At 58.8% G+C, this 22,785-nt stretch carries 22 protein-coding genes; 11 read left to right on the top strand and 11 right to left on the bottom strand.

Annotation, left to right across the window (positions count from 1 at the left end; all coding sequences use genetic code 11):
• The first annotated feature begins 171 nt into the window (after positions 1–171).
• From N551_RS0116950 to N551_RS0116905, 9 genes are all read left to right on the top strand, one after another.
• Positions 172–441, top strand: coding sequence for a phasin family protein (locus tag N551_RS0116950; protein WP_051462794.1), 270 nt, complete (start codon positions 172–174; stop codon positions 439–441).
• 421 nt (positions 442–862) lie between these two features.
• The gene (locus tag N551_RS38835; RefSeq protein ID WP_197031148.1) at positions 863–1,021 is read left to right on the top strand and encodes a hypothetical protein; all 159 of its coding nucleotides are present in this window, start codon (positions 863–865) and stop codon (positions 1,019–1,021) included.
• 29 nt (positions 1,022–1,050) lie between these two features.
• On the top strand, positions 1,051–1,485 hold the full coding sequence (locus N551_RS0116935) for a nuclear transport factor 2 family protein (protein WP_027567925.1): 435 nt from the start codon (positions 1,051–1,053) through the stop codon (positions 1,483–1,485).
• 795 nt (positions 1,486–2,280) lie between these two features.
• Entirely contained in the window at positions 2,281–3,834 is a 1,554-nt protein-coding gene (locus tag N551_RS0116930) for an SUMF1/EgtB/PvdO family nonheme iron enzyme (protein ID WP_027567924.1), read from the top strand.
• A 17-nt stretch (positions 3,835–3,851) separates the two neighbouring features.
• Positions 3,852–4,295, top strand: coding sequence for a DUF4399 domain-containing protein (locus tag N551_RS0116925; RefSeq protein WP_027567923.1), 444 nt, complete (start codon positions 3,852–3,854; stop codon positions 4,293–4,295).
• Positions 4,296–5,021: 726 nt separating this feature from the next.
• Positions 5,022–5,864 carry a hypothetical protein gene (locus tag N551_RS36615; protein WP_155809752.1) on the top strand — a complete coding sequence of 281 codons (843 nt, stop codon included), beginning with the start codon at positions 5,022–5,024 and terminating at the stop codon, positions 5,862–5,864.
• 53 nt (positions 5,865–5,917) lie between these two features.
• Positions 5,918–6,355: a hypothetical protein gene (locus N551_RS0116915; RefSeq protein WP_027567921.1), complete on the top strand. Its 438-nt coding sequence runs from the start codon at positions 5,918–5,920 to the stop codon at positions 6,353–6,355.
• Between the two features lie 595 nt (positions 6,356–6,950).
• Positions 6,951–7,280 carry a hypothetical protein gene (locus N551_RS38830; protein ID WP_027567920.1) on the top strand — a complete coding sequence of 110 codons (330 nt, stop codon included), beginning with the start codon at positions 6,951–6,953 and terminating at the stop codon, positions 7,278–7,280.
• Positions 7,281–7,367: 87 nt separating this feature from the next.
• Positions 7,368–7,844, top strand: coding sequence for a hypothetical protein (locus tag N551_RS0116905; protein WP_027567919.1), 477 nt, complete (start codon positions 7,368–7,370; stop codon positions 7,842–7,844).
• Positions 7,845–8,580: 736 nt separating this feature from the next.
• On the opposite strand, the gene N551_RS0116900 is transcribed toward N551_RS0116905, so the two are convergent.
• Positions 8,581–9,594, bottom strand: coding sequence for a methyltransferase (locus N551_RS0116900; RefSeq protein ID WP_027567918.1), 1,014 nt, complete (start codon positions 9,592–9,594; stop codon positions 8,581–8,583).
• Between the two features lie 21 nt (positions 9,595–9,615).
• Complete coding sequence (locus N551_RS0116895) at positions 9,616–10,593, bottom strand: tripartite tricarboxylate transporter substrate binding protein (RefSeq protein ID WP_081747855.1); 978 nt, start codon at positions 10,591–10,593, stop codon at positions 9,616–9,618.
• 146 nt (positions 10,594–10,739) lie between these two features.
• Here N551_RS0116895 and N551_RS35675 point away from each other — a divergent pair, with 146 nt between their 5' ends.
• Positions 10,740–11,417: a winged helix-turn-helix domain-containing protein gene (locus N551_RS35675; RefSeq protein ID WP_197031147.1), complete on the top strand. Its 678-nt coding sequence runs from the start codon at positions 10,740–10,742 to the stop codon at positions 11,415–11,417.
• A 59-nt stretch (positions 11,418–11,476) separates the two neighbouring features.
• Here N551_RS35675 and N551_RS0116885 read toward each other — a convergent pair whose 3' ends face one another.
• The 5 genes from N551_RS0116885 to N551_RS0116865 are packed head-to-tail and all read right to left on the bottom strand — an operon-like array spanning position 11,477 to position 16,024.
• A complete protein-coding gene (locus N551_RS0116885) occupies positions 11,477–12,187 on the bottom strand; it encodes an ABC transporter ATP-binding protein (protein WP_027567916.1) in 711 nt (236 codons plus the stop codon).
• Positions 12,184–12,936 carry an ABC transporter ATP-binding protein gene (locus N551_RS0116880; RefSeq protein WP_035961470.1) on the bottom strand — a complete coding sequence of 251 codons (753 nt, stop codon included), beginning with the start codon at positions 12,934–12,936 and terminating at the stop codon, positions 12,184–12,186. The genes N551_RS0116885 and N551_RS0116880 overlap by 4 nt, the downstream gene beginning before the upstream one ends.
• Positions 12,933–13,886 carry a branched-chain amino acid ABC transporter permease gene (locus N551_RS0116875; protein ID WP_027567914.1) on the bottom strand — a complete coding sequence of 318 codons (954 nt, stop codon included), beginning with the start codon at positions 13,884–13,886 and terminating at the stop codon, positions 12,933–12,935. The genes N551_RS0116880 and N551_RS0116875 overlap by 4 nt, the downstream gene beginning before the upstream one ends.
• A complete protein-coding gene (locus tag N551_RS0116870; RefSeq protein ID WP_027567913.1) occupies positions 13,883–14,782 on the bottom strand; it encodes a branched-chain amino acid ABC transporter permease in 900 nt (299 codons plus the stop codon). Before N551_RS0116870 ends, N551_RS0116875 begins: the two co-directional genes overlap by 4 nt.
• A gap of 6 nt (positions 14,783–14,788) precedes the next feature.
• On the bottom strand, positions 14,789–16,024 hold the full coding sequence (locus N551_RS0116865; RefSeq protein WP_027567912.1) for an ABC transporter substrate-binding protein: 1,236 nt from the start codon (positions 16,022–16,024) through the stop codon (positions 14,789–14,791).
• 623 nt (positions 16,025–16,647) lie between these two features.
• Here N551_RS0116865 and N551_RS0116855 point away from each other — a divergent pair.
• Complete coding sequence (locus N551_RS0116855) at positions 16,648–17,619, top strand: MBL fold metallo-hydrolase (protein ID WP_027567910.1); 972 nt, start codon at positions 16,648–16,650, stop codon at positions 17,617–17,619.
• A 410-nt stretch (positions 17,620–18,029) separates the two neighbouring features.
• Here the strand turns inward: N551_RS0116855 and N551_RS0116850 are convergent, their stop codons facing one another.
• The 4 genes from N551_RS0116850 to N551_RS0116830 form a co-directional block, all read right to left on the bottom strand.
• A complete protein-coding gene (locus N551_RS0116850; RefSeq protein WP_027567909.1) occupies positions 18,030–19,637 on the bottom strand; it encodes an NAD(P)/FAD-dependent oxidoreductase in 1,608 nt (535 codons plus the stop codon).
• Positions 19,638–21,560: 1,923 nt separating this feature from the next.
• On the bottom strand, positions 21,561–21,869 hold the full coding sequence (locus tag N551_RS36610; protein WP_027567907.1) for a sensor histidine kinase: 309 nt from the start codon (positions 21,867–21,869) through the stop codon (positions 21,561–21,563).
• Positions 21,856–22,389 (bottom strand): sensor histidine kinase, encoded by a 534-nt coding sequence (locus N551_RS36605; RefSeq protein WP_027567906.1) that lies wholly within the window; start codon positions 22,387–22,389, stop codon positions 21,856–21,858. The genes N551_RS36610 and N551_RS36605 overlap by 14 nt, the downstream gene beginning before the upstream one ends.
• Complete coding sequence (locus N551_RS0116830) at positions 22,386–22,694, bottom strand: hypothetical protein (protein ID WP_027567905.1); 309 nt, start codon at positions 22,692–22,694, stop codon at positions 22,386–22,388. Before N551_RS0116830 ends, N551_RS36605 begins: the two co-directional genes overlap by 4 nt.
• Positions 22,695–22,785: the final 91 nt, after the last annotated feature.

The raw sequence follows: 22,785 nt of genomic DNA, 5'->3' as shown, positions 1-22,785 counted from the left end.
TCGAAGCCGTCCATCTTCAAATGTGAACTCCGTAAGACTACAGTCTACGAACTGTCATTGCTGCGGTGCACCAACTATGCTTGCTTTTTAGGCATCCTCACCTTCATAAGACACCGTGATCAATTGGATCGGAGATCTCCTCCGGGACTGATCGACCAAGGACCATTTAACATGACCGATTTTTCCAACATTCAGCAGCATCTTACCGCTATTACAACCGCCCAGACCGATTTCGCGAAATCGTCGTTCGAGGCCAGCAAGGCCTATTTCGAGAAGCTTGCAGCCGTGAAGTCCCCCGACAAGTTCACCGAATTGACAACCGAATACGCCAAGTCTGCACAAGAGACGTTCTTCGCTGAAGCGACCAAGATCGGCGAGCTTTACAGGACTTTTGCGCAGGAAGCCTTCAAGCCGATCACCTCAAGCTTTCTGCCCAAGTGACCGCATCGCTCGGCCACTCCGACGCATTGAAGAAGCAGCGATAAGCTGCATCAGGCCCCGGCGGCCAACGACGGTGCTTGGATTACTAACGCAAGTAAGGATTTCGCGCCGTAGCACTTCGATTGTGACACGCTTTGTCCGCGAAATCTGTGCGCTGCAAGATGCGCGAAGGCCGTCAGCTCGAAACCATATGGCAGGTCCCACGAAGCGATCCTGAAACAGAACGGCACTAGCCTTCATCAGGTGGATAGGGGACCTCACGTCATGTGGACGATCATCAACGCACTCTATGAAGAGTACTGCCAGGCTCGCCTCGACGAGATGCTGCGGATCGATGCTGTAAAATAGGCGCTGACTCCGCGCCGTGATGGGCTGAGCGCGAGTTTTGGCTCAGCCGCGATAGAACAAATTGGAGGGCAACATGGCGGCATTGACTACCCGTATTTTTCCCAAGGCGTCGGTCGAGACGATTGCTGACTTCGAGGCGTTCTTATCGGTATCTCTATTCTGTTTTGGCGGCTTGCTCGTGTCTGTGAGCATTATTGTTGCCGACAAGTACATGCCGGGCGAGTGGTTCTGACCGAATCGTCCTGACGAAGGCGAACCCCGATGGTGCGTACGATCGTACTTGCCGCATTCTTATTGATGTCGGCTTGCTATGTTGCCGCCGCTCAGCAGATTACGGCCGACCAGTATGCCGACCTGCAGAAGGATTTCGCCGAGGCATACAATCGCAAAGACGTCGATGCCATGGCTGCAGCTTTTACCAACGACGCTATTCGGGTGACGCCAAGCGGTATCTTCGTAGGCCGAGAAGCGATTCGCCGTAACCTGCAGGATGTCGTCAACTTGGACCTGCACGACTACTCGGTCGAGCGCAACGTGTCGCGGTCTTTCGGCAACTTCGTGTTCAATGCTGGCGAGTGGCAGGCCAAGCTCGGCGACCAACCTCTACACGGCTACTATACCGCAATCGTGGTCCGAGACGGTAGCGTGGCGAAGATCATGGAAGAGACCGTGACCATTGCTGCTCCTGGGCAGTGATGAAGCCTTATCATGAGGCGGAGATCGGCGTGCTGCGCTGGTTGGCATTGTTCTTCTAGCTGTGCAAACTTGCGGCTCAGTTCACGCCGAACGCCGGATCGCGCTCCTGATAGGCAACTCCGCCTATAAGAGCGTTCCTCCGCTCGCGAACCCGGTGAACGACGGCACTCTTGTCGGATGCCGCAGTCATCCCACCGCGGCGGCGGGGGTCTCATAATTGCGCCTGGTGGGGTTGGCATGAGCACGCAGATGATGCTCGGGCGCCAATGATCCTGGTCCCTAGCAGCGCTTTGCGTCATCGTCACGATGAACACTGGTCCCGTCTCACTGACGACGCGAAGTCTTCAACTTTCACCGGTCGTAGCCCATGCTCAACGTCACGGGCAAGCCGAAGGGCCGCTCCCAGGCAGCCTCGTCGTCTTGAGGAGTTCGCCCGTATGGTTAGTATGGGGGCGACTTCCTTCAAAGTGAAACTAGTACCTGCGCATTCCATGCAATGCCGAAAGGTTATCGGAATGTTCTGGGACCGGCTGCTAGCAGCCCAATCGTCTCTGCGCCGCTGACATGCTCTCACGCCGCCCCCTGGTCGCGGCGCCCAATACGTACGCAAGATAGTCATCGGCGGCGAGACCGCGTCCGACGGCCGGCAGGTAATCTGGGATGGCATTTCGATCGGCAACGCGATACAGACGAGTGCTTCGATATTGTCTGCGTTCATCGATGTGATATTTTTAGGAGCTCGATCCTTTTGGGGATCGTATGCTGCGTCGCGTTCGCCAGTTTTGTGGGTCCGCTATGGGCGAAATTCGCAACTTCCGATCCGGGAACAACGGTGACCCCCCTTCACACGGCGTCGGGCCTCGCCGTCTGGCAGCGATCATTGTCGGTGACATCGCTTCCTACAGCCGCCTGATGCAGGCCGACGAAGAGGGCACGCACGTCCGCGTCAAGCGGATCGAGCGGGATCTGATCCAGCCCAGCATCGTTGAGCACCATGGGAGCCTGGTGAAGACGACGGGCGATGGCTTCATCGCGATTTTCGACAGTCCGGTCGAGGCCGTGCGATGCAGCATCGTCATCCAGCAGAACCTGATCGGGCGCAACGCCTCGCTTCCGAAGGATACGCGGATCGAGTACCGGATTGGCGTCAATCTGGGCGACGTCATCGTTGAGTCGGACGATATCTACGGCGACGGCGTCAACATCGCCTCACGTATCGAGGGCATCGCCGAGCCTGGTCAGGTCTACATCTCGGGCGCGATCTACGAGCAGATCAAGCACAAGGTGGTGTGCGGCTACGAGTCACTCGGGGACCGGAAGGTCAAGAACATCACCGATCCCGTGCGCGTCTATCGCGTGCTGCCGGATGCAGATGCAGTCGGCAAGACCAAGGGCCGGCGCGAGAATATCTTGATCTTCCTCCTGAGCCTCACGCTGCTGGTCATTGCCACCGGCGTGCTGTGGTACCTGCTGACGCAGGCGCCGGGCAAGGTGAGCGAGCATGCCGCCCTGCCCGCCGCTTCTCCTAACGCTTCTCCTAACGCTTCTCCTGCCGCATCGCCAAGCCCGCAGCCGCCGCCGCGCGAGGGCGTCGCGCAAAGGCCGCAGCCTTCTCCCTCCTCGGCTTCGTCGCCTCCCTCGCCCGCTCCGCTGCCAAGTCCATCGACAGTTCCCGTCCGCGAACCCGAGATGGTCGCCGTTCGCGGCGGCAGCTTTACGATGGGAAGCAACGACGACCCGACCGAGCGTCCTGTCCATCAGGTGACTGTCAAGCCGTTCTCGATCGGCAAATATCCGGTGACCGTGCAGGAATGGAACGATTGCGCCGCTGCAAAGGCGTGCGGCTTCACGGCCATCGGCAAGGACGATGCGCCGGTCAGCAATGTGAGCTGGACCGACGCGCAGCAATATGCGGCCTATCTCGCCCAGGCGACGAAGAAGACTTATCGGCTTCCGAGCGAAGCCGAATGGGAATATGCCGCGCGGGGCGGAACGCAGACCAAATATTGGTGGGGCGACAAGCTCCAGCCGGGCATGGCCGGTTGCAAGGATTGCGGTGATCTCGCGGTCGAGCAGCCGGCGAAGGTCGGCAGCTTCAGGCCGAATCCGTTCGGGCTCCACGACATGGGCGGCGGTGTCGATCAGTGGGTCGAGGACTGCTGGCACAAGACCTATCAGGGCGCGCCCGGCGACGGCTCGGCATGGAGCAGCGGGGACTGCAGCGCTCATGTCCTGCGCTCGGGCTCCTGGAAGAACGATTCGAGATATGTGCGGCCGCCCAACCGCGATGGCTACGACACCAATGTTCGTTATCCGACGCACGGATTCCGCGTGGCGCTCAGTCCTTGAGTGTAGGAGTTGGTTTGATGCAGGTCCTTCGTTGCGTCGCGCTGGCGGCGGCGCTCGCATTGCTCCCGGCGGCAGCCTTCTCGCAAGGCAAGGCAGCTCCCAAGGACGCAAAGCTGTATTTCATCACCCCGCACGACGGGCAGAAGGTCCGCGGCGGATTCTGGATCCGGTTCGGCTTGCGCAACATGGGAGTGACCCATGCCGGCGACGAGTATCAGAACGCCGGACATCATCATTTGCTGATTGACGTCAACGACCCCATCGATCCCAAGGAGCCGATCCTCCAGGACAAGTCGCATCTGCATTTCGGGGCGGGACAAACCGAAACGCTGCTCGAACTTCCGCCCGGGACGCACACGCTTCAGCTCGTGCTAGGCGATGCCAAGCATTATCCGTTCGAGCCGCCCATTGTTTCGGAGAAGATCACGATACGGGTCAGGCAGCCCGTGACGGCGAAGTAAATCGCAAGCAGGGTCAGGTGTCATTCCACCATTGCCGCCACTGGCCGCCGCTGCTGCGATGCGTATACTTTTAAGGAGATCAGCTTCGAGCGACAGGACTGGCAATGAACCGCACCCTTGGTGCTTTTCGGCCTGGCAGTCACCCCGATCATGGCGATATTGGCGTGGTTCGCTTTAAGAGCTTTGAACCTTTTTCGCGATGCCAGCGTCTTATAATTGAAGCTTCCCTAAGCTTCACTCCCACCAGAAAGCCCCGCTTCCCCCCGCGGGGTTTTCGCTTTTGCGCGCTGCATCAACGCACCAAGCTTTCCAAGCGGCACCGCGAGCAAGCTTGGTTCGTTCTACGGCTTACTAGCCGCACCAACACCACTCCTGTTCTTGAAACGTCTTACCCAAATAACGGTCTGTCGCATACGTCATTGTCATCGGCGGTGTACGCATCGTGAAAAGAGCGCTCTTGGCCAAGCGTCGCAGAAGCTGATCGACCTGGAGCTTCCACGCTTTCCAGCGGACCTATCGATTTAGATCCGAGACGCTCGCTGAAACCAGGCTTGGGCCGCCACTAATGACAATCGGCCAAGCGCCAATCTCTAGGTGCAAACCAACTCGTATATTCATTTGCCGATGTGAGCGAGTTCACACGCGCTCCGCGCGTCCGGGCGTATTCAACTTTAGGGGACAAAGGATAGATGAAACCACCACATCGACAACACCGTCGGAGGTATCATGCTTCACTATTCATCCCAGACAGCAGAGCTTCTCAGAGAACACTATCACCCGCACTCGACCACAAAACCGGAGCACGTCAGGGTCACTCCGTCACCGGTTTTGGACAAACATGCCTATGCTAGGGCGTTGGCCGAAGGCTTGCGAGCCTCTACGAAGTTTGGACGCGTGGATGTGCTTGGACCGCGAGCGCTCCGGGAGCCCGTCAGCGGCGTCTATTCGTTGGCGCAATGGCAATCGGGATTCAAGCTCCAGAATGACCGCGGTACATGCTGGGCTTTTGCGGGTGCCGCGGCTTTGGAGGCGGCATATCGACGCAAGTATGGTCTGCTCATCGATGTATCCGAAGAATACATCTTTCATATGGGCAAAGCGTTTGCTTTGAACCGAGACAGCGCGGGGGCGGCAGCGCGGCCGGTAGAGAACAACTCCAGTCTGACTGGATTCCAGGGCAGCGGCGATATCGCGGAGAAGATCTCAGAGAACGCCGCGCCTCCAGAGGATGCGGCTCCATACTTACAAAATCAGCAGACGTTGTTGAACATCTTACCCGTGTTGGGATTTGCCGGCATGGAAGCACTGGCGAGCCAAGAGGACTACGACGCCGTTGAATTCTGTGAACAACACATTCCGCTCCTGGCGCGGGTGAACGCTCGCTACAGAGCGGCGGGTTGGGGGTCTCTTGGCAACAACCCGAGCATCATCGCGCTGGAGAATACCATCCTCGCGGACCGCGAAGTAATCTGCGATGTCTTCCACAAGACCCCGAACATCGGAGGTCACGTGCTTTTGCTGATCGGCTTCGATCGCAATCGACAGGTGTTCTTCGCTAAGAACCACTGAATGCAAGGTTTGCCGCCCAGGCGCTCCGCAAGTCCCATGAACTCGGCTGGAAGGTGCAGCACGTCCTGCTGTCAGGCGTCAGCAGCATATCCACGGTCCTGCGTCCCGCGGGGTTTGATGCTTCGACCGGTGCCGTCACGGCGCTCTGGCTGAAATCGCCGGAAGATTCGATATGGGACGGCGATGACGGCATGAATGAATATCGAGCGTTCATGAAGGAGTGGGCGCCGAATGAAGCCATCGAGAGTTCGGTCTTCGAGTACTCAACCGCCCAGATGATCGTCGAGATATTAAAGAACTGCGGCGACGACCTCTCGCGCGAAAATCTCATCAATCAGGCAACCAACGTTCGCGGCCTGCAACTGTCGATGTTCCTACCCGGCGTAACCATCAACATTTCCCCCTCGGCCCGGGTCGGATGGAAGAAAGCCAGGATGGCACGCTTCGACGGTTCGCGATGGCTGTTGCTCGACGAGATCGATGGGAACTGACAGCTCAGCGTCGCGGCTCGGTGGCAAGAGAAGAAGTCCACGTCGCGCATCGTCCGCATTCGGACAGCCAAGGGAGAACAGATGAGTAAGATCGTCATTTGCGGCGGCGGCCCCATTGGATTGTGCGCGGCAATGATGCTCGGACGCGACGGTCACCGCGTCACAGTCCTGGAGGCCGACCCGGCAGATCATCCAGAGACTCCTATCGGTGGTTGGAATTCTTGGAACCGCCCCGGCGTTGCCCAATTCAGGCAGCCCCATAGTCTCCATTCGCGTTTCCGGATGATCAGTGACGTTGAATTGCCCGGGCTCACGGATGGCTTGCTTCGCGCTGGTTGCGTCTGGGTGGACAATCTCGATAGTGAGTCTCTCCCCCCGACCATAACGGACAGGGCACCGCGTCCCGGCGATGAAGCCATGCGCTGCGTTGCAGGACGCAGGCCGGTCATTGAATGGGTGGTCGCTGCGCTGGCACAAAACGCACCAAACGTGACCATCCGCCGGGCTGCTAAGGTTCAAAGCTTGATTACCGGCGCATCGGCCATCTCCGGTGTGCCGCACGTCGCCGGGGTGAGCACAACGTCCGGGGAGCGCATTGTCGCCGATCTGGTCGTCGACGCCATGGGACGGCGGAGCCCGGCCCGGCGAATGGATCATCGACGCGGGTGGCCAGAGCCCAACCGAGGAGGCGCAGGACTGCAACTTCGTCTACTTTACGCGATATTTCTCAAGCTCCCAGCGACCTCGCAGGACGGAACGTACCCTTACGCCGATGGGGCAGTTCTCCATTTTGACGCTGCATGGTGACAACGATACGTGGTCAATCACCTTGTTCACCTCAGCGAAGAACAAGGGGATGCGAGCCCTGCGCGATGCGACCACTTTTCATCGTGTCGTGTCGGCGTGCCCGCAGCAGGCTCACTGACTTGATGGAGAGCCGATCTCACCTGTTCACGTGTTGGCAGGCGTCCTTGATCGATACCGCCGATTTGCCATCGACAGTCGCCCCGTCATGACGGGGTTTGCGACCGTTGGCGACGCATGGGCGTGTACCAATCCATCCGCAGGACGGGGTCTGAGCGTCGGTCTTCTGCACGCACAGGTGCTGCGCGATTTGGTGCGCCGAAACCTCTTCGAACCCGCGGCGCTCGCCGGAGATTATGACGCTAAGACTGAGCTTGAAGTCGCCCCGTTCTATCGGAGTCAGATCGTTGCCGACCGCGCGCGGATCGCAGAGATGAACGCACTGGAGGACGGCACAGTGGTACCGCCATCAAATCCAATCATGGCAAAACTCCTTGTTGCCGCGACGTACGACGCAGAGGTGTTCCGCGGCGTGCTTGAGATCGCAATGTGCGTCGCCCTGCCCCAAGATGTCATCGCCCGGCCTTATATAGCCGCGAAAATAGCCGAATGGGACGGTTGCTCTCTGCCGCCTGACTGCTCCGTCATCGATCGGGATCGCATGAGGAGCCTGTTGAGCGGCTGATCGTTTAGATTCTGGGCGGCCCACATGCAAGCGATCGGTAGAGCATCGGATCGCCCGCTGCGGTTGGACTAGGCGTACTGAAGAAGCGCAGCGCGGCCCGACGCACCTCCAGTACGCAGGGCTTCTACCCGTGGTTCTAGCCTCATCAACGAGGATTTGGGGCTGTAGACGGCTGCGGTATCGCATTACGTCTTGAAGGCGGTCCTGGCTGCCCGGTAGGGGTCGGCGAAGCGCAGCGCCTTGCACCGAAGAACTGCTGCGCAGGCCAGGCCCAGGCACGGTGCCTCAGCAGCGAGAAGCGTGGTCGGCCTCTGAAAGTGCGCGCCGACAGGCCATGAGTGTTCACCAACCTGGCAATGCGCCTGCTGCCAGAGGGCGGCTTGGCGTTAGCGTCTATTATCCAGACAGAGTTGAGTGAACATCGATCGAGGAAGGCCTGATCCGCGTTCTGGAGGATCGTTGCGCTCTTTCTCGGGCTATCGTCCCTACAACCCAAGTCGAGAGGAACCTACGCCGGCGTTTCGGTGGCCTCGTCGAAGCACGTCATATCGGATGAGATGACCCGCACGTACATGAGCGCGCCTGACGGGCCGTCTTTGCGGCATGGTCCGAATCCAGAGCGGGACTTTCGAGCCTCGGTTAGCAAGTTTATTTCAGGTCACCAACTGAGAGAATCCGACATTCTGGTCGACTTTTGTGGCCGCACCGAACATTGGCCGTCGAAGCCCGGTTCTCCTCATTTCTGGCCGATCACCATCGATTGCCCGGCTACAAGCGGTTCGATGCGCGTTTCACTGAATCCCGCCTCGCGCATCCAATCGGCGCACTCCGACCCACCGTAACCGAACCCAGCGTTGGTCCACAGCAACATGTTCAGGCTTGATAACAATCCACCCGCGGCGGTGCGTCGCTCATCGTCAATCAGCATGTCGTAAACAACCACCGCACCGCCTTTTGGGATCACCTGATAGGCCTTTTGTAAGAGCATTTTTTTTGTAGCCAGGTCCCAATTGTGCAGGACACGGCCGAACACCAGCATATCCGCGGCTGGAAGATCGTCACGGAAGAAGCTCCCCGGGTAGAAACGCAGGCGTTCAGAAAGCTCGTTATCGCAGACATAATCTGCGAAAGCCTTCGAAAGCTCGGGTAAATCGAAGCCGCCACCTGTGATGTGGGGATGAAAATGAGCGACCTGCACTGGAAGACACCCTTGTGCTGTACCGATATCCATCAGCGTCCGGTGGTTCGACCAGGGAAACTTTTCCGCGATGACTTTCGCCGCCGTCAGACTGCCTGCTGTCATCGCGTCTACAAACGTCCGAAAGCGTGCCGGCTCACCATAAATCGTCGCGAAATGCTCCGCGGACGTGCTGCCAATCTGAGGCTCACCGGTTCGCAATGCATCACCTAGCTTCGACCACATCTGGTATTCACGGGCATTGAACTGGTTGAACATACCGCCAAGATATGAGGGCTTATTCCGATCGAGATAGAGGCTGGCTTCCATGGTATTGGCGTATCGTCCAGCGGTATCCCGCTCCAGCAACCCGAGTGCGACCAGCGCGTCGAAGAAATCGCATGCTGAGCGGCTATGGACACCGACCATCCGCGCGAGATCTGCAGCCGCTCGCGGCTGCCCACCAAGCGCTGTGAACACGTCCAGTTCAACCGCGCAAAGCAAAACTTTGGCACATCGATAGCCGGTACCCAGTGAAAACAACCGATCGGGGGTGATGTCGCTATGCAGCATGACGTTCTGCCTCCGGCCAGATCAGGGCTTTGCCTTGACATCGCCGGCACGCGCGATGGCCGCGACCTTGGCGCGTTCATTTTCAATGATCTCCCCGAATTCCGCGGCCGTGTTGGTGCGAGCGATCAGCCCGCCGCTGGCTAGGCGAGCACCAATCGCCGGATCAGCACCAACCGCGCGAATGTCAGCGCCGATCCGCTCGGCCAGATCCTTCGGCATCCCCTGTGGGCTAAAGAATCCGAGGAAACCCTCCAACGATAGATCGGGGAAGCCAGCTTCAGCCGTGGTCTGAGCTTCGGCAAGCAATGGGCTTCTCTCTCGGTTGGTGACCGCGATGACTTTGATGTTTCCGCTGCCGACCATACCAAGTTGGCTTGCCAGGGCGGAAACGTAGAAGTGAATTCTGCCCTCAGCCAAGTCCTGCAGCGCTGGTGCGATCTCCCGATAAGAGACGTGGGTTAGATCGAGATTGGTGCGTTTGAAAAAACTTGGCACGACGTAGTCGAGGGCACCGGGAGTAGCGCCCCAGTTGAGCTTACCCGGTTGCGCCCGAGCGAGCGCTATGAAGCCCGCAAGTGTATCGATCTTCAATGATGCCGGAATCGACACTGCGATCGAGACATCGGCGCCCGAGGATATCGGAATGAGATCGCGCACGGGATCATAGGGCAAATGAGCATGATTGAACGCGTTGGTCGTGACTGGACCACCATTGGTATAGAGAAGGGTGTGATTGTCACGCATCCCGATGACGGACGTGACCGCCAGGATTCCGTCCGCTCCCGGCTTGTTCTCGACAATGACCGGTTTGCCCCAACGCAGCGCCAGTCGCTCAGCGTAAAGACGCGCCGAAAGGTCGCCGCCTGTACCCGCGGGGAACGAAGTGATGATCTTCACGCCGCGCTCGGGCCAGACCTCTGCCACCGATGGTGCCGGCGCAATGTCGACGCTTTCAAAACAGACCAAAACGCTCAATGTCCTTGCCAGTGTCGAGTGCATAATCAACCCCTCCTCGGCACGTTTTGATGCGCACCCTTCTTTGAGGAAGTTGCGCGGTAACTGCTGGACTGTACCCCGCGTAGCCCTTAAGCTCCTTGGTTCAGAAACTTAATTGTCCTGAATCCGCTGGCAGAATGGCGGCCTCGATGGATCAAGATCAGGTCAGCTTCGGACCCTTCCATTTCGATCTGAGCGACAGCAAACTGAGCTTTCAGGGCGCGCCGATTGCCCTAAGTAGCCGCGCGTTGAATATTCTGCGTGTCCTCGCGTTGGCGAAGGGCAACGTTGTGTCCAAGGATCGACTCCTTGACGCGGTATGGCCTGGCCTGGCCGTGGAGGAGAACAATATCCAGGTCCACATTTCCGCATTGAGAAAAGAACTGGACAGGCGAACCGATGGCGAGAGTTTTATCATTACTATGCCGGGCCGGGGTTATCGCCTCGTCGGACTAGAGCGCCCACCAGAAACCGACCAATCCGAAATGGGCGGCCCTGCAGGGCTCGTCATACCGGGCGCGTCTATCGCGGTCTTACCGTTTCAGAACATGAGTGGCGATCCCGAACAAGAATATTTTGCGGATGGCATCGTTGAAGACATCATCACGGGCCTGTCACGCATCAAGTGGCTGTTCGTGATCGCCCGCAATTCCAGTTTTGTTCATAAGGGAAAAGCTGTTGACCTAAAGCAGATCGGGCACGATCTGGGCGTCCGTTACCTTGTTGAAGGAAGCGTGCGAAAGGCCGGGGATCGGGTACGGATTACGGTTCAACTGATAGATGCGAAGACGGGCAATGCGCGCGGCGACCGGCTGACACGTGACTGAGGCAGGAGGTCGGTTTTCGGGAACAACCTGTCGGAGGCGTCATGTCTGCTCTGCAGGGTCTACATCGCGAGATAGCGCCTTCGAATATCATCATTTCCTGAAAGGCCTGCCGTGCTTTCACGATGTACGACTTTGCCCTTATCGATGACGAGGGCCTCCTGTGCAATCCGCAGGCAGAAATGCATGTTCTGTTCAGCCAGCAAAATCGTGGCGCCACCCGCGCCCAATTCTCGCAAGACCCTGCTGATGTCGGCGACAATGATCGGCGCCAGCCCTTCGCTAGGCTCGTCAAGCAGCAGGACCAGCGGGTTTCCCATCAGCGCACGAGCGATCACCAGCAGCTGTTGCTCGCCACCGGAAAGGCGGCCTGCCTGGCGGGATCGAAGCCTTGTAAGAAGCGGGAACGTTTCCCAGATCCGCGGCAGCGTCCAGTCACGCCGGCCGCCAGGGCCGCTCTTGGCCGCGATCTGGAGGTTGTCCTCCACACTGTGCTCGGGGAATACTTGCCGGTCTTCCGGCACATAAGCCATACCCAGCTGCGCGCGCGCGTGAGGCGGTGCGTGCGTGATGTCGCGGCCAGCGAAGAAGATGCGGCCGCTGCGCACCGGGACAATGCCAGCGAGCGCCTTCATTGTCGTGCTCTTGCCCGCGCCATTTCGGCCGAGCAGCGCTAGTGTACACTTTTCCTGGAGCGCAGCATCGACACCGAATAGGATCTGGCTCGCGTCGTAGAACACGCTTACGCCCTCCGCACGCAAGAGCTCGGTCAAGTCGCGTTCTCCTCTGCCCCAAGATAGGCGTCGATGACAGCCTGGTTGTTGCGGATCTGGTCTGGGGTGCCCTCGGCCAGCACCTTGCCGTAGCAGAGCACGCGAATGCTGCTGGCAACCTTGAAGACGATATCCATGTCGTGCTCGATGAAAATAAGTGTGAGCTTTCGGCGTTCCCAAAGAGCGCGAACGCGCTCAATCATGCGCCAGCGTTCGTCCGGGCCCATGCCAGCCGTAGGTTCATCGAGCAACAGCACTTTGGGCTCCAACGCGAGCGCAATAGCGATATCAAGCAGCTTCTGATCGCCATGCGAGAGGATGTTCGCCTCGACATCGGCAACATCGGTCAACCCGACGAACTCCATCACATCGTCCGCACGCTCGCGCATGCCAGGGGACGGAAAGCGATGAGACAGGCTGGCCCAGCGGCCGGCGTGGGCCGTGACCGCAGCCATCAAGTTCGCGCGCACAGTCATGGTCGGAAAACAACTCGCGACTTGGAAGGCACGCCCAATGCCCCGCCGCATGCGTTCCGTTTTGGAGAGCTGGAGAATGTCCTCACGGTCAAGCAGCACCTCGCCAGAATCGGCGATGAACGCGCCACTGATCAGGTTGAAGAAGGTGGTCTTGCCGGCCCCGTTTGGTCCGATAATTGCTGATAAGCTGCCGGAGGGAAAGGCAAGCGACACGTCGTCGATCGCGCGTACGCCGCCGAATGACTTGGTGAGATGATTGATCTCAACGTTCATCGCGCGCGCTTGCTCCAGACGAGGTGGATGAAATCGAGTACGCCTCGGCGCAGGCCAAGCGCGAATGCGAGGATCACGACGCCCAGGACAAGTCCGTGATACTCCGTGAAACGCTGCACCAAGTCATTCAGCGCGAGCAGGATCATCGCGCCCAGCACGGGCCCGAGAAAGCTGTTGATGCCTCCCAGCATGACCGCAAAAATGGCCTGGCCCGAGTTGGGCCAATCGGCCAGCTCGGGATAGGCGCCTGACACGAACAGGGCTGCCAGCACGCCTCCCATCCCGGCGAAGCCGCCCGCGATCGTGAACGCCAGCAGCCGGGCGCGCCACAGGACGATGCCGACAAAGCTAGCGCGTTCCGCATTGTCGCGGATCATGCGCAACGTATTCCCAAACGGACTCATCGAGACATGGCGGAGCGCCAACAATCCGAGTACGGCTACGATGGCGCAGAACTGGTATAGATGAAGCTGCGAACCCAGGTCGAAACCAAAGATGTGACGGCGAGGAATACCACCGCGCAACCCCTGATCACCTCCGGTCAGGCTCTGCCATGAGACAATAACGCTGAAGAAGAGCATCTGCACCGCGAGGGTGATGAAAGCGAAATAGTCCGTGCTTAGTCGGACGCAGATTGCGCCAACCACGAGAGCGGCGATGGTCGTCAGAGCCACCGCGAATAGCGCCGCGACGGGCAGAGACAATTCCGTCAACTGCATCGTGAGGCCAAATGCATAGGCGCCGAAGCCATAGAACATCCCGTGGCCGAATGAGACCATTCCTGTGGTGCCGACCAGCAGATTGAGCGACGTCGCGAACAGCGCCATCGCGCTGAGACGGATAATGAAGTCCTCGAAGGCCGGGCTACGGTGCAAGATTGGGATCGCGAGCAGCAAGATAAGCACGATCGCGGCGAACAGGGCATCGCGCGAGGCAGGATTGCGCTTCATAGGGGGCGGCCGAACAGTCCCTGCGGGCGCAGGACCAAGATACCAATCATGACGATGTAGATAAGCCCATCTGTGAAGCCGGGGAAGCCGATCGTGCCGAAGCCTCGAACGAGCCCGATGACGAGCGCCGCTACCATCGCGCCTGCGATCGAGCCCATACCGCCGATCACAGTGACGATGAATCCCTCGATCAGGATCGAAAAGCCCATGCCGGGCGAAAGCGAGCGAACGGGACCCGCGAGCGCGCCTGCGAGGCCAGCGAGCCCGCCGCCGATCGCAAAGACGATCGCGAACAGCACCGTCGTATTGACCCCCAGCGCCGAGACCATCTGCGGATTGACCGCCGCGGCCCGAACTGTCTTGCCGAGGCGCGTTCTGGACAGCCCGAGGCTGAGCACGATGGCGATCAGCGCAGCTATTCCGATCAGCACGGCGTAAAACGGAGGCACGACGCCGCCTGCAATGAACAGCGGCGGGACCTGAAAGGCAGCCGGCATTCCCATGGCGCGGAACTCGGGCCCCCAGACAATCTTGACGATGTCGTCGAAGATCAGCACCACCGCGTAGCACACCAGAAGCTGCATAAGCACGTTGCTGCCGTAGACCCTGCTCATCAGCACGCGTTCGAAGAGCACGCCGAACAAGGCCATGGCCACCGCGCCCGCCAACACGGCGAGCGCGTAACTATCCGTCGCGGCGTATGCGCTGTAAGCTACATAGCCGCCCAGCATGTAGAAGGTGCCGTGGGCGAAGTTGACGATCTTGAGAACGCCGAAGATCAGCGTCAAGCCGGCAGCCACCAGGAACAACAGCATGCCCACGATCAGGCCGCTGGTGGCCTGCGTCACCACACAGGCGGGGGTCGTAAAACATGCGCCGAGCGCGTTGAAGTCCATCGATCGTCAGCTGTAATTCTGCTGCTTCTTCCACTCCGTCTCAAGTTCGATAATCTTGCCCCAATCGGCGGGTTTGATGTCGGTGATGAACGGATCCTTCGGAATGGTCTGTCCCCACCCGATCGCATAGCCGATTGTCGTGTGATCGTCCCGCATGGTAATGGTGCCGTCCGCGCCAAAAGGCGAATTGATCTTCAGTCCCGTCAGGGCAGCCGCTATCACCTTGCCGTCCAAAGAATTGGCCTTCTTGATGGCTGCCTCATAGAAGTGCATGGCGACCGAATTCTGCCAGGACCAATTAGTCGGCCGTTCGTTCCACCTTTTGAAGTACGCCTGACCCCATTCCTTGTTCGCCGGCGTATCCGGGAATGTCTCAAGATAACGCGTGGCCGACTGGATGCCCGCGGGCAGATTCTTGATCGCGGCCAGCACTGGATAGTCGACGTTCGGAGTTGCGACGGTCATCTGCCCGAACAGAGCATAGACATTCCCCTGGTTCACGAACGCCGAGAGATCGCCGGCATAAAGCAGCGTGAACAGCGCCTGCGGCTTGGCCTGGATAAGTTTGGTAATCACTTCGGTGAAGTCCGGCTGGCCGAGCTTGGGCCAGGCCTCGGTTACGACCTCGACATCCGGTTTGAACTTCTTGAAGAACTGCAGATACTGCGCCGTCGTGTCGCGCCCATAGGCGTAGTCCGGTGAGCAAGTCGCCCATTTGTTGATTTTCTTGGCATTGGCGAAGTCGGCGAGGTAGAGGCTGCCGGCGACAGCATCGTGCACGCCCTGACGCGCCACGCGAAATGCGGTGGGCACCCGGATCTTCGGATCAGCGGTGAGCGATGACGTCTCGCTGTTGGTGTGAATGCAGGCCACATTGAGGTCCCGCATAACCTCCTGCACCGCGAATGAGGCGGACGACGCTTCCGCATCGACCAGCAGCTCGCAGCCTGCAGTGTTCACCAGTTCACGTGCGACGCGCGCGGCTTCCTGCGGCTGGCCTTTGGAATCCCGGAATACGAACTCGATTTGCCGGCCCAGGAAGCCGCCAGCGGCATTGATGCGATCTTGCTCGATGAGGAGCGAGTTGCGCGAAGAGGTGCCGAGCAGCGCGATGGGTCCCGATAGGATGCTTTGCATGCCTATGCGGAGAGTATTTGCCTGTGCCCTGGCTACCCATGGGGCGGCCACCAAAGTAGCCGTGCCACCGGCCAAAAGCGTGCGACGCGTGACGGGTCCGCTCATCGAACTGCACCTCCCTGTGATCCGGCTGTTGAATCAACCAGTCGTGTTGTGCCCGACTGTAGATCAGCGAGGCCATGCTGATCAAGCGACATAAAGATGGAGCGAGGCCGGAGCCTCGGTAATGGGCATTGTACCTTCCGGTAGAGTTGGGCGCCGCCTTGCTGCTCAATATACGTCACGGGATCTTACCGCGATGCGCTGGTGCCGCGCTATCCACCTTGCCCATTCCGCTCATCGCATGGACTTTCGCGAAGCGGATCCGCTTCGGGAATGAACACTCACAACATAGCGATCGCAAGATGAGCGCTCGGCGCCTGTCGCTCGAGGTGTTTAGCGCGAAGGAAGGACGTCTACTCGCGGTCCCTCACGTCGAGCTCATCCAGCGCCGGTCATTTCCCTTCCAACCTTAACTGCGGACAGATGGCGACCCGGGAGAACTCAGACGCAAATGATATGTGACGCAGCTCCGCTCACCAGGAGCGATCTACGGCAGTACGCGGGTCATTTCGAGCCGACGAGCGAGATGTACGGACGGCTCGCTCGCACAAGACGGACGCCCCTTGCCAGCCTTCGGGAACGAGCGCATCCTGCTATGTTACTTCATAATAACAAAAGGAGGAAACATGACATACGACCTTTCGCGGCGCTCCTTGCTCGCCCTCGGCGCAGGATTAGGCGCATCGACCGTGCTGGGCAGTAACGCTTTTGCGCGAGCACCCAAGCTTGGGACGCAGCCAGCTTATTTCTATCGCTTCGGTCTCGGAGACGCCGAAGTGACGGTCGTTTCTGACGGTCCGCTGCCACTCGGTCCTCCGAAAGGGACCTTCATCGGCGTGCCTGATGAAGAAGTGAAGAAGATGCTGAGCGACAATTTCCTCTCACCGGAAAATGTGGTGCTGGAGCAGAATTCGCCGATCGTGAATATGGGTGACAGGCTAGTTCTATTCGACACTGGCATGGGAACGTCTAAGGCCTTCGGACCGACCACCGGCCGTCAGCAGAAGAGTATGGCAGAGGCTGGCATTAAACCAGCCGACATCGACGCCGTGGTCTTATCACATGCGCACATCGATCATATCGGCGGCATTGTGGACGCGGACGGTAAGCCATTATTCCCTAACGCACAGTACTACATAGCTCAGAGCGATTTCGATTTCTGGACCGATGAAGGCAAGCTTGGCAGTCCATTGAAGGACTTTGTCGTTCATGCACGCAAGAACTTACTTCCGATACGAGATCGCCTTGTGTTCTTCAAGGACGGTCAGGAATTCCTTCCCGGCGTGCAGGCCATGGCAGCTCCTGGCCACACCGTAGGTCACACAATCTTCATGGTCTCGTCGGCAGGGAAATCGTTCGCCTTCCTCGGTGATCTTACTCACCATCCGATACTGCTGCTTGAAAAACCGCGGATGCAGTTCTCGTACGACACCGATCCGCAGCAGGCAGCTGAAAGCCGGGTCAAACTGCTAGATATGATTGCTGCAAACAAGATTCCTGTGATGTCCTATCATTTTGCCTGGCCAGGTTACGGCCATATCGCCAAGACATCGGAGGGCTTCCACTATTACCCCGAAGCGATGAGCTTGAATCTCTGAACTCCGAGCGCAGACAAAAGAGACGACCTCCAAAGCAAACTCTAGCCCCGGACTTGACGGGGCATTTTTGCGCCTTGTCTCTGACGAGAACGGTATCGGACTGCGATGTGGCCTTCGAGCCAGACTCGGACGTGTTAGTCAAACCCACGACGCACGATAATGGTCCTCGCAGATATGCTGGAGCTCAACCTGCGCAGGCTTGTGCTCCGCACATCCCGACTTAGGAGAACACCGGCTTAGGCGTCAATCTTGTAGGATTTTCCACCTGCAGCTGGCGGCTTTCTGGGGCGCGCTTCGGCCGTGAGGGGCGGTGGCCTCGGAAGGATAGGTGCTTGCAGCTCCGCTAGGCACGATTCAGGTTAACGACCGAACCATCGCCGAGGAAGACGAGCCGAACTCATTGCAAACGACTATAACAGAGCGAAACCTTCGTAGCCGCGGGTGACGACCTTCTGACAGATCTCGCGATAACGGACCAAGCCACCTGCATATGGCATGAATACCTGCGGCTTGCCTGGAATATTCGCCCCGAGGTACCAGGAATGCTTTGCCTGCGGCAGTAGTGTTCGTGCAGCCGCCTCGTTGACTTCGCTTACCCATTTCTCGACGGCGTCGGCCCGTGCCTCGATCCGCTCCAGCCCGTTAGTCCGCATATGAGCGATGCAATCGGTGATCCAATCGACATGTTGCTCTATGGCTACGGGCATGTTGCACAGAACCGATGGACTGCCGGGCCCCGTGATGGTGAAGAGGTTTGGAAAACCAGCGACCTGCAAACCTAGATAATTGCGTGGTCCTGCCTCCCAGACATGCTTGAGTGCGATCCCGCCCCGCCCGCGGATATCCATCTTGAGCAGCGGTCCCGTCAACGCATCGAACCCTGTCGCAAAAACTATGATGTCTAGGGGGTACTCGGCCTGATCCGTGCGAATTCCAATCTCGGAGATCTGCCGGATTGGCGCAGCTTTGACGTCCACCAGCGTGACATTCTGCCGATTGTAGGTCTCAAAATAGTCGGTATCGATCGGCGGGCGCTTGGCCGCATACGGATGATCAATGTCAGCGAGGACCGCCGCGGTCTTGGGATCCTTCACAATCGAGCGGATCTTCCTTTTTATGAAATCGGCAGCGGTGTCGTTTGCTTCCTTAGAAACGAGCATGTCCTCAAAGGATGCGCGGAACTGCAGCCCGCCACGCTCCCAGGCCTCGTCATAAATTCTCTCGCGCTCCTCTGGCGGCGTGTCGACCGCTTTGCGTTCCGCAACCTTGAAGCCCATGCCATTGTAGGTTTGATGCGTAGTCGCGCGTATTTCGCTGGCGCTGTTTTTGACATATTGCTTGAAGTCCGCCGTCAATGGGACGTTGCGTGCTGGTACTGAATAGTTCGCGGTACGCTGAAATACGGTCAGATGCTTGGCTTGATCGGCGATCACCGGCGCCGCCTGGATGGCGGTCGATCCGGTGCCGATCATCCCCACTCGCTTGCCCGCAAACTCGACGCCTTCGTGCGGCCACTGCCCTGTATGATACCACTCACCCTTGAAGGTCTTCAGTCCCAGAATGTCGGGCACGTTGGCAGTGGAGAGGCAGCCGACCGCGGTAATGAGAAACTTCGCGATGAAGGTCTCGCCCGTTTCTGCACGGATGTGCCAGCGATTCGTCGCTTCATCGTAATGCGCCGACGCAACCCGGGTACCAAATTGAATGTCGCGTTTCAGGTCGAGCTTGTCGGCAACGAAATTCAGATAACGCAGAATTTCTGCTTGGCCCGGATAGCGTTCGGACCACTCCCATTGTCGCATCAAATCCAGGGAAAACGTATACCAATAGACATGGCTTTCAGAGTCGCACCGAGCTCCAGGGTAGCGATTCCAGAACCACGTGCCCCCAACACCCTGGGCCGCTTCTACGGCCTTGACTTTCAAGCCAAGGTTATCCCGAAGCCGAAACAGCTGGTAGAGACCCGCAAAGCCCGCACCAACAACCAGCGCGTCTAGCTCAACCGGTTCATTCGACATTTCCGCACTCGCTCATTACGCCGCCCCACAAACATAAGGGTAGGTATACGTCAGCGCCGTAAAGTGCGCTGCGTCAAAGTGAATTGGATTATTATAACCGTCCCGGTCGGTGCGCTCAACTCGCCTTCTCTGCTCAATGCACCTCACTGCCGGGCGTCGCCTTCAAATCTGGAATGCACTCCTTCAAAGACCGAGCCGGTCCAGAAGCAATCAAGGTCGATTTGCGGAGACCCCATTTCTCGGACCTGCCGTCTCGACGTACCATGAGAGGAGTTGCAGCGGCCGCTAGATTCAATTTTTCGGTCTGTATCGAATCGGAGCGACCGCGACCTTGGCCGCAGACATGCGTAATAGCCATGTCGCGCACGAGGTCCTCCATGTCGGCGAAGCCATCTGGATAGCTCACCAGAATCTTGAGGACCGCCCCTGGAAGTTCACACCCCCTCCCGGCGCTTGAGCGCAACGGGTTGAAGGAAGGGACGAAGCCGCTCAAACGACGCCGGCGCAAGACCGGCCAGCAGGCGGTTTCGAACCCGAACCGTACGCTCGCGGTTGGCACGGCTCAGCGCACTGTCCAGCGCTATTCGATGGAGCTGTTCCTCGAGACGTGTCCCGACCGATCCTTGTTCAGCCGGCATCAGGGGTTGTTCCCGGCCAATCTACTCCCTCTTCGATCGGGAGCCAGCGGCACCCGGCAATCGGGCGAAGACCGGAGAGGGCGTCTCCAACTCCTCGAACGAATGAACTCTAACAGCAGCCCCATCTGTTCGCTCGGGCGCCATGGCCTGTTGATTTCGGTCATCGAGACCAACACCGACGTTGCTTACGCGCCCTTAGCGAGCGCAGGACCGGCGACAGCCGATGTCAGCTTCTCGGCCCGAAGCTGGGCCTCAGATGGTGTCCCGCTCAAGGTCCGGTTTGGACCAAAGAGAGACGTGCCCATGCTGATAGAACGGGAAATTCCAAGTCGCGCCAAATGTGGTAATCCTCATCGCGCGGCGCCCCTCAAGGGTGCCAAACAAAATCAAATCGCCGGACCGAAAAATAAAACACAATCAACGCTCTCCAAGATTGTCGCCTCAGTTCAACCCTGTACGGCAGTTTGGCGATTTCGGTCTGCAGGGCTACCTCTGCAACCCATTCATTTTGCTGCCGCACGAGGGCCGCGTAGCTTTCGAGCGAGCACTCGACTACTTCGAATTTCGTCTTGCCGGTCTGACTGACGTGAAGTGCACGTGGCCAGGTCGAAGCTCTGCCGATTGCTAATCCCCGTCTCATGCTAACCGCTCGGGAGCAGCGAGGGCCGAACGGATTCGTCACTGCAGGAGCGCTACATGCTTGTGACCAAGTACAAGCGGCTGAAAACGGGACATTGCACCGCTCGGCGAACTCGGTGCTGCACGAAGCTGGCGCAATCCGCGAGTGCGACGATCACGGCTGGAAAGGACAGTACTGACCCTCACGCCCGCGAGCGCGCGTTCGAGATCGCTTATGAGGTACTGCCGGGTGGACTCGTGAGGCGGCTGCTGCCGCGCTTGCCGACGTGCTATGATGCGACCGGCCATAGATGTCCCGAGCGCCTGGAAGACTAACGCTCTCAGGCGGTCTTCCGGTGCGACCTGGCCGTCGGCTTCTTGGCTACCGCTTCCTTCGCCTGTCTCTTCTCAGCGATGGGCATCAGCATCTCCTTTTGCCCGGCGGCAGCGTTGCGAGCCTTCTTGGCGGCCGTTGTCGCCTTAGCCGACGTGCCCTCGTCCCGGACCTTCTGCAGCAGCGTGCCGGCCGAGCCGTGATCGATTTCGATCCGAGAGAAGGCCTGGAATGGGATGCTGTGGCCTGAACCGTGCTTGAGCTGCCCATCTATTGCGACACCGATGTCCGATCGAGGCGTCCTCCGACGCTCCCCAGCAGTTACATTCCACTTCAAACGGTAATGGCCTTTTCCAATGGAAGCGTGACGTAGAATGCTGCGCCGCGCAGGCGGTTCTCGGCCCAGATTTTCCCGCCATAGGTCTGTATGATCGTACGCGCGATCGGCAATCCCAGCCCAGTCCCCTGGGCCTTAGTCGTAAAGAACGCTTCGAAAATCGTGGTCAGTTTGTCCACCGGAATGCCCCGGCCTGAGTCTGTCACGGCCAATCTGGCGGTCCCCGAATCTGCATCCTTGAAGGTGCGGATCTTCAGCTTGCCTGGTTTTGGATCGCACCCGTCCATGGCATCAAGGGCATTCATCGCAGGGTTTCAGTATCACCTGCTGCATATGGATCGGATCAGCTCTTACTGGCAATCCATCGGTTGCACAGTCGGTGGTAAAAATGATCTCCCGCCGCACAGCCTCGGGCCCCACGATACCGGCGACATCGCGCACCGCTTCGTTGAGGTCGAACGCCTGCAGATCGGAAGCCCTTTTGTTGTCCTGTAGGTTTTTCAAGCCGAAGATGATCTCGCTGGCGCGCTGATCGTCTCGAACAATTTCGGCAAGAATTTCGCCAATCTGCCTGAGGTCGGGCGGGTCAGCCTTCAACAATGTCTGCGCCGCCTCCGTATTGCTCAGGATGGCTCCAAGGGGCTGGTTCAGCTCATGGGCAATGGATGATGATAGTGCGCCAGCAGTAGCAATCCGGTTTAGGCGAACGACCTCCCGGCGGCGACTGCCAGCCTCCAGCTCCGCAACATGTCGGCGCCGGCGCTCGAAGAGCAGCCACGAAATGATGCCCGCTTGTAGCAGCAGGAGTGACGACCCGGCGATCATATGGGGCCGATATTGCTCCAATAGGCCGGGAACACGAAAAAAACCTCGCTTCCGGCAAGCAGGTTGCTTTCACTGATGTCCCAACGCTGAAGCTCCTTCCAGTCATATCGCGGCATTCCCGGTCCGACCACTACCTTGCCGATCGCGGCGGGCGATTCGCCGTCCAAGATGCGAATGCCGGCACCAACCGCCTGCCGGCTGACGTCTGAGATGAGGGTAATCGGTCCGCCGACTATTGCTTGACCGAAGAACATGTCGATATGGCTGAACACCGGCGCGTTTGCCGCCGCGTGAAGACGGGCCATTGCCCTGCTCTCCTCATGCGCAACTCCCGCAGCGTCCACCGAAAGAATCCCGAAGAAGATGGCGCTGTGCGGAGGAAGATAGGCCGCACGT

This window comes from Bradyrhizobium sp. URHA0013, assembly GCF_000518345.1.
GTDB lineage: Bacteria > Pseudomonadota > Alphaproteobacteria > Rhizobiales > Xanthobacteraceae > Bradyrhizobium.
Note: the sequence above shows the minus strand (reverse complement) of the source record. Positions and strands in the feature narration are given on the sequence as shown.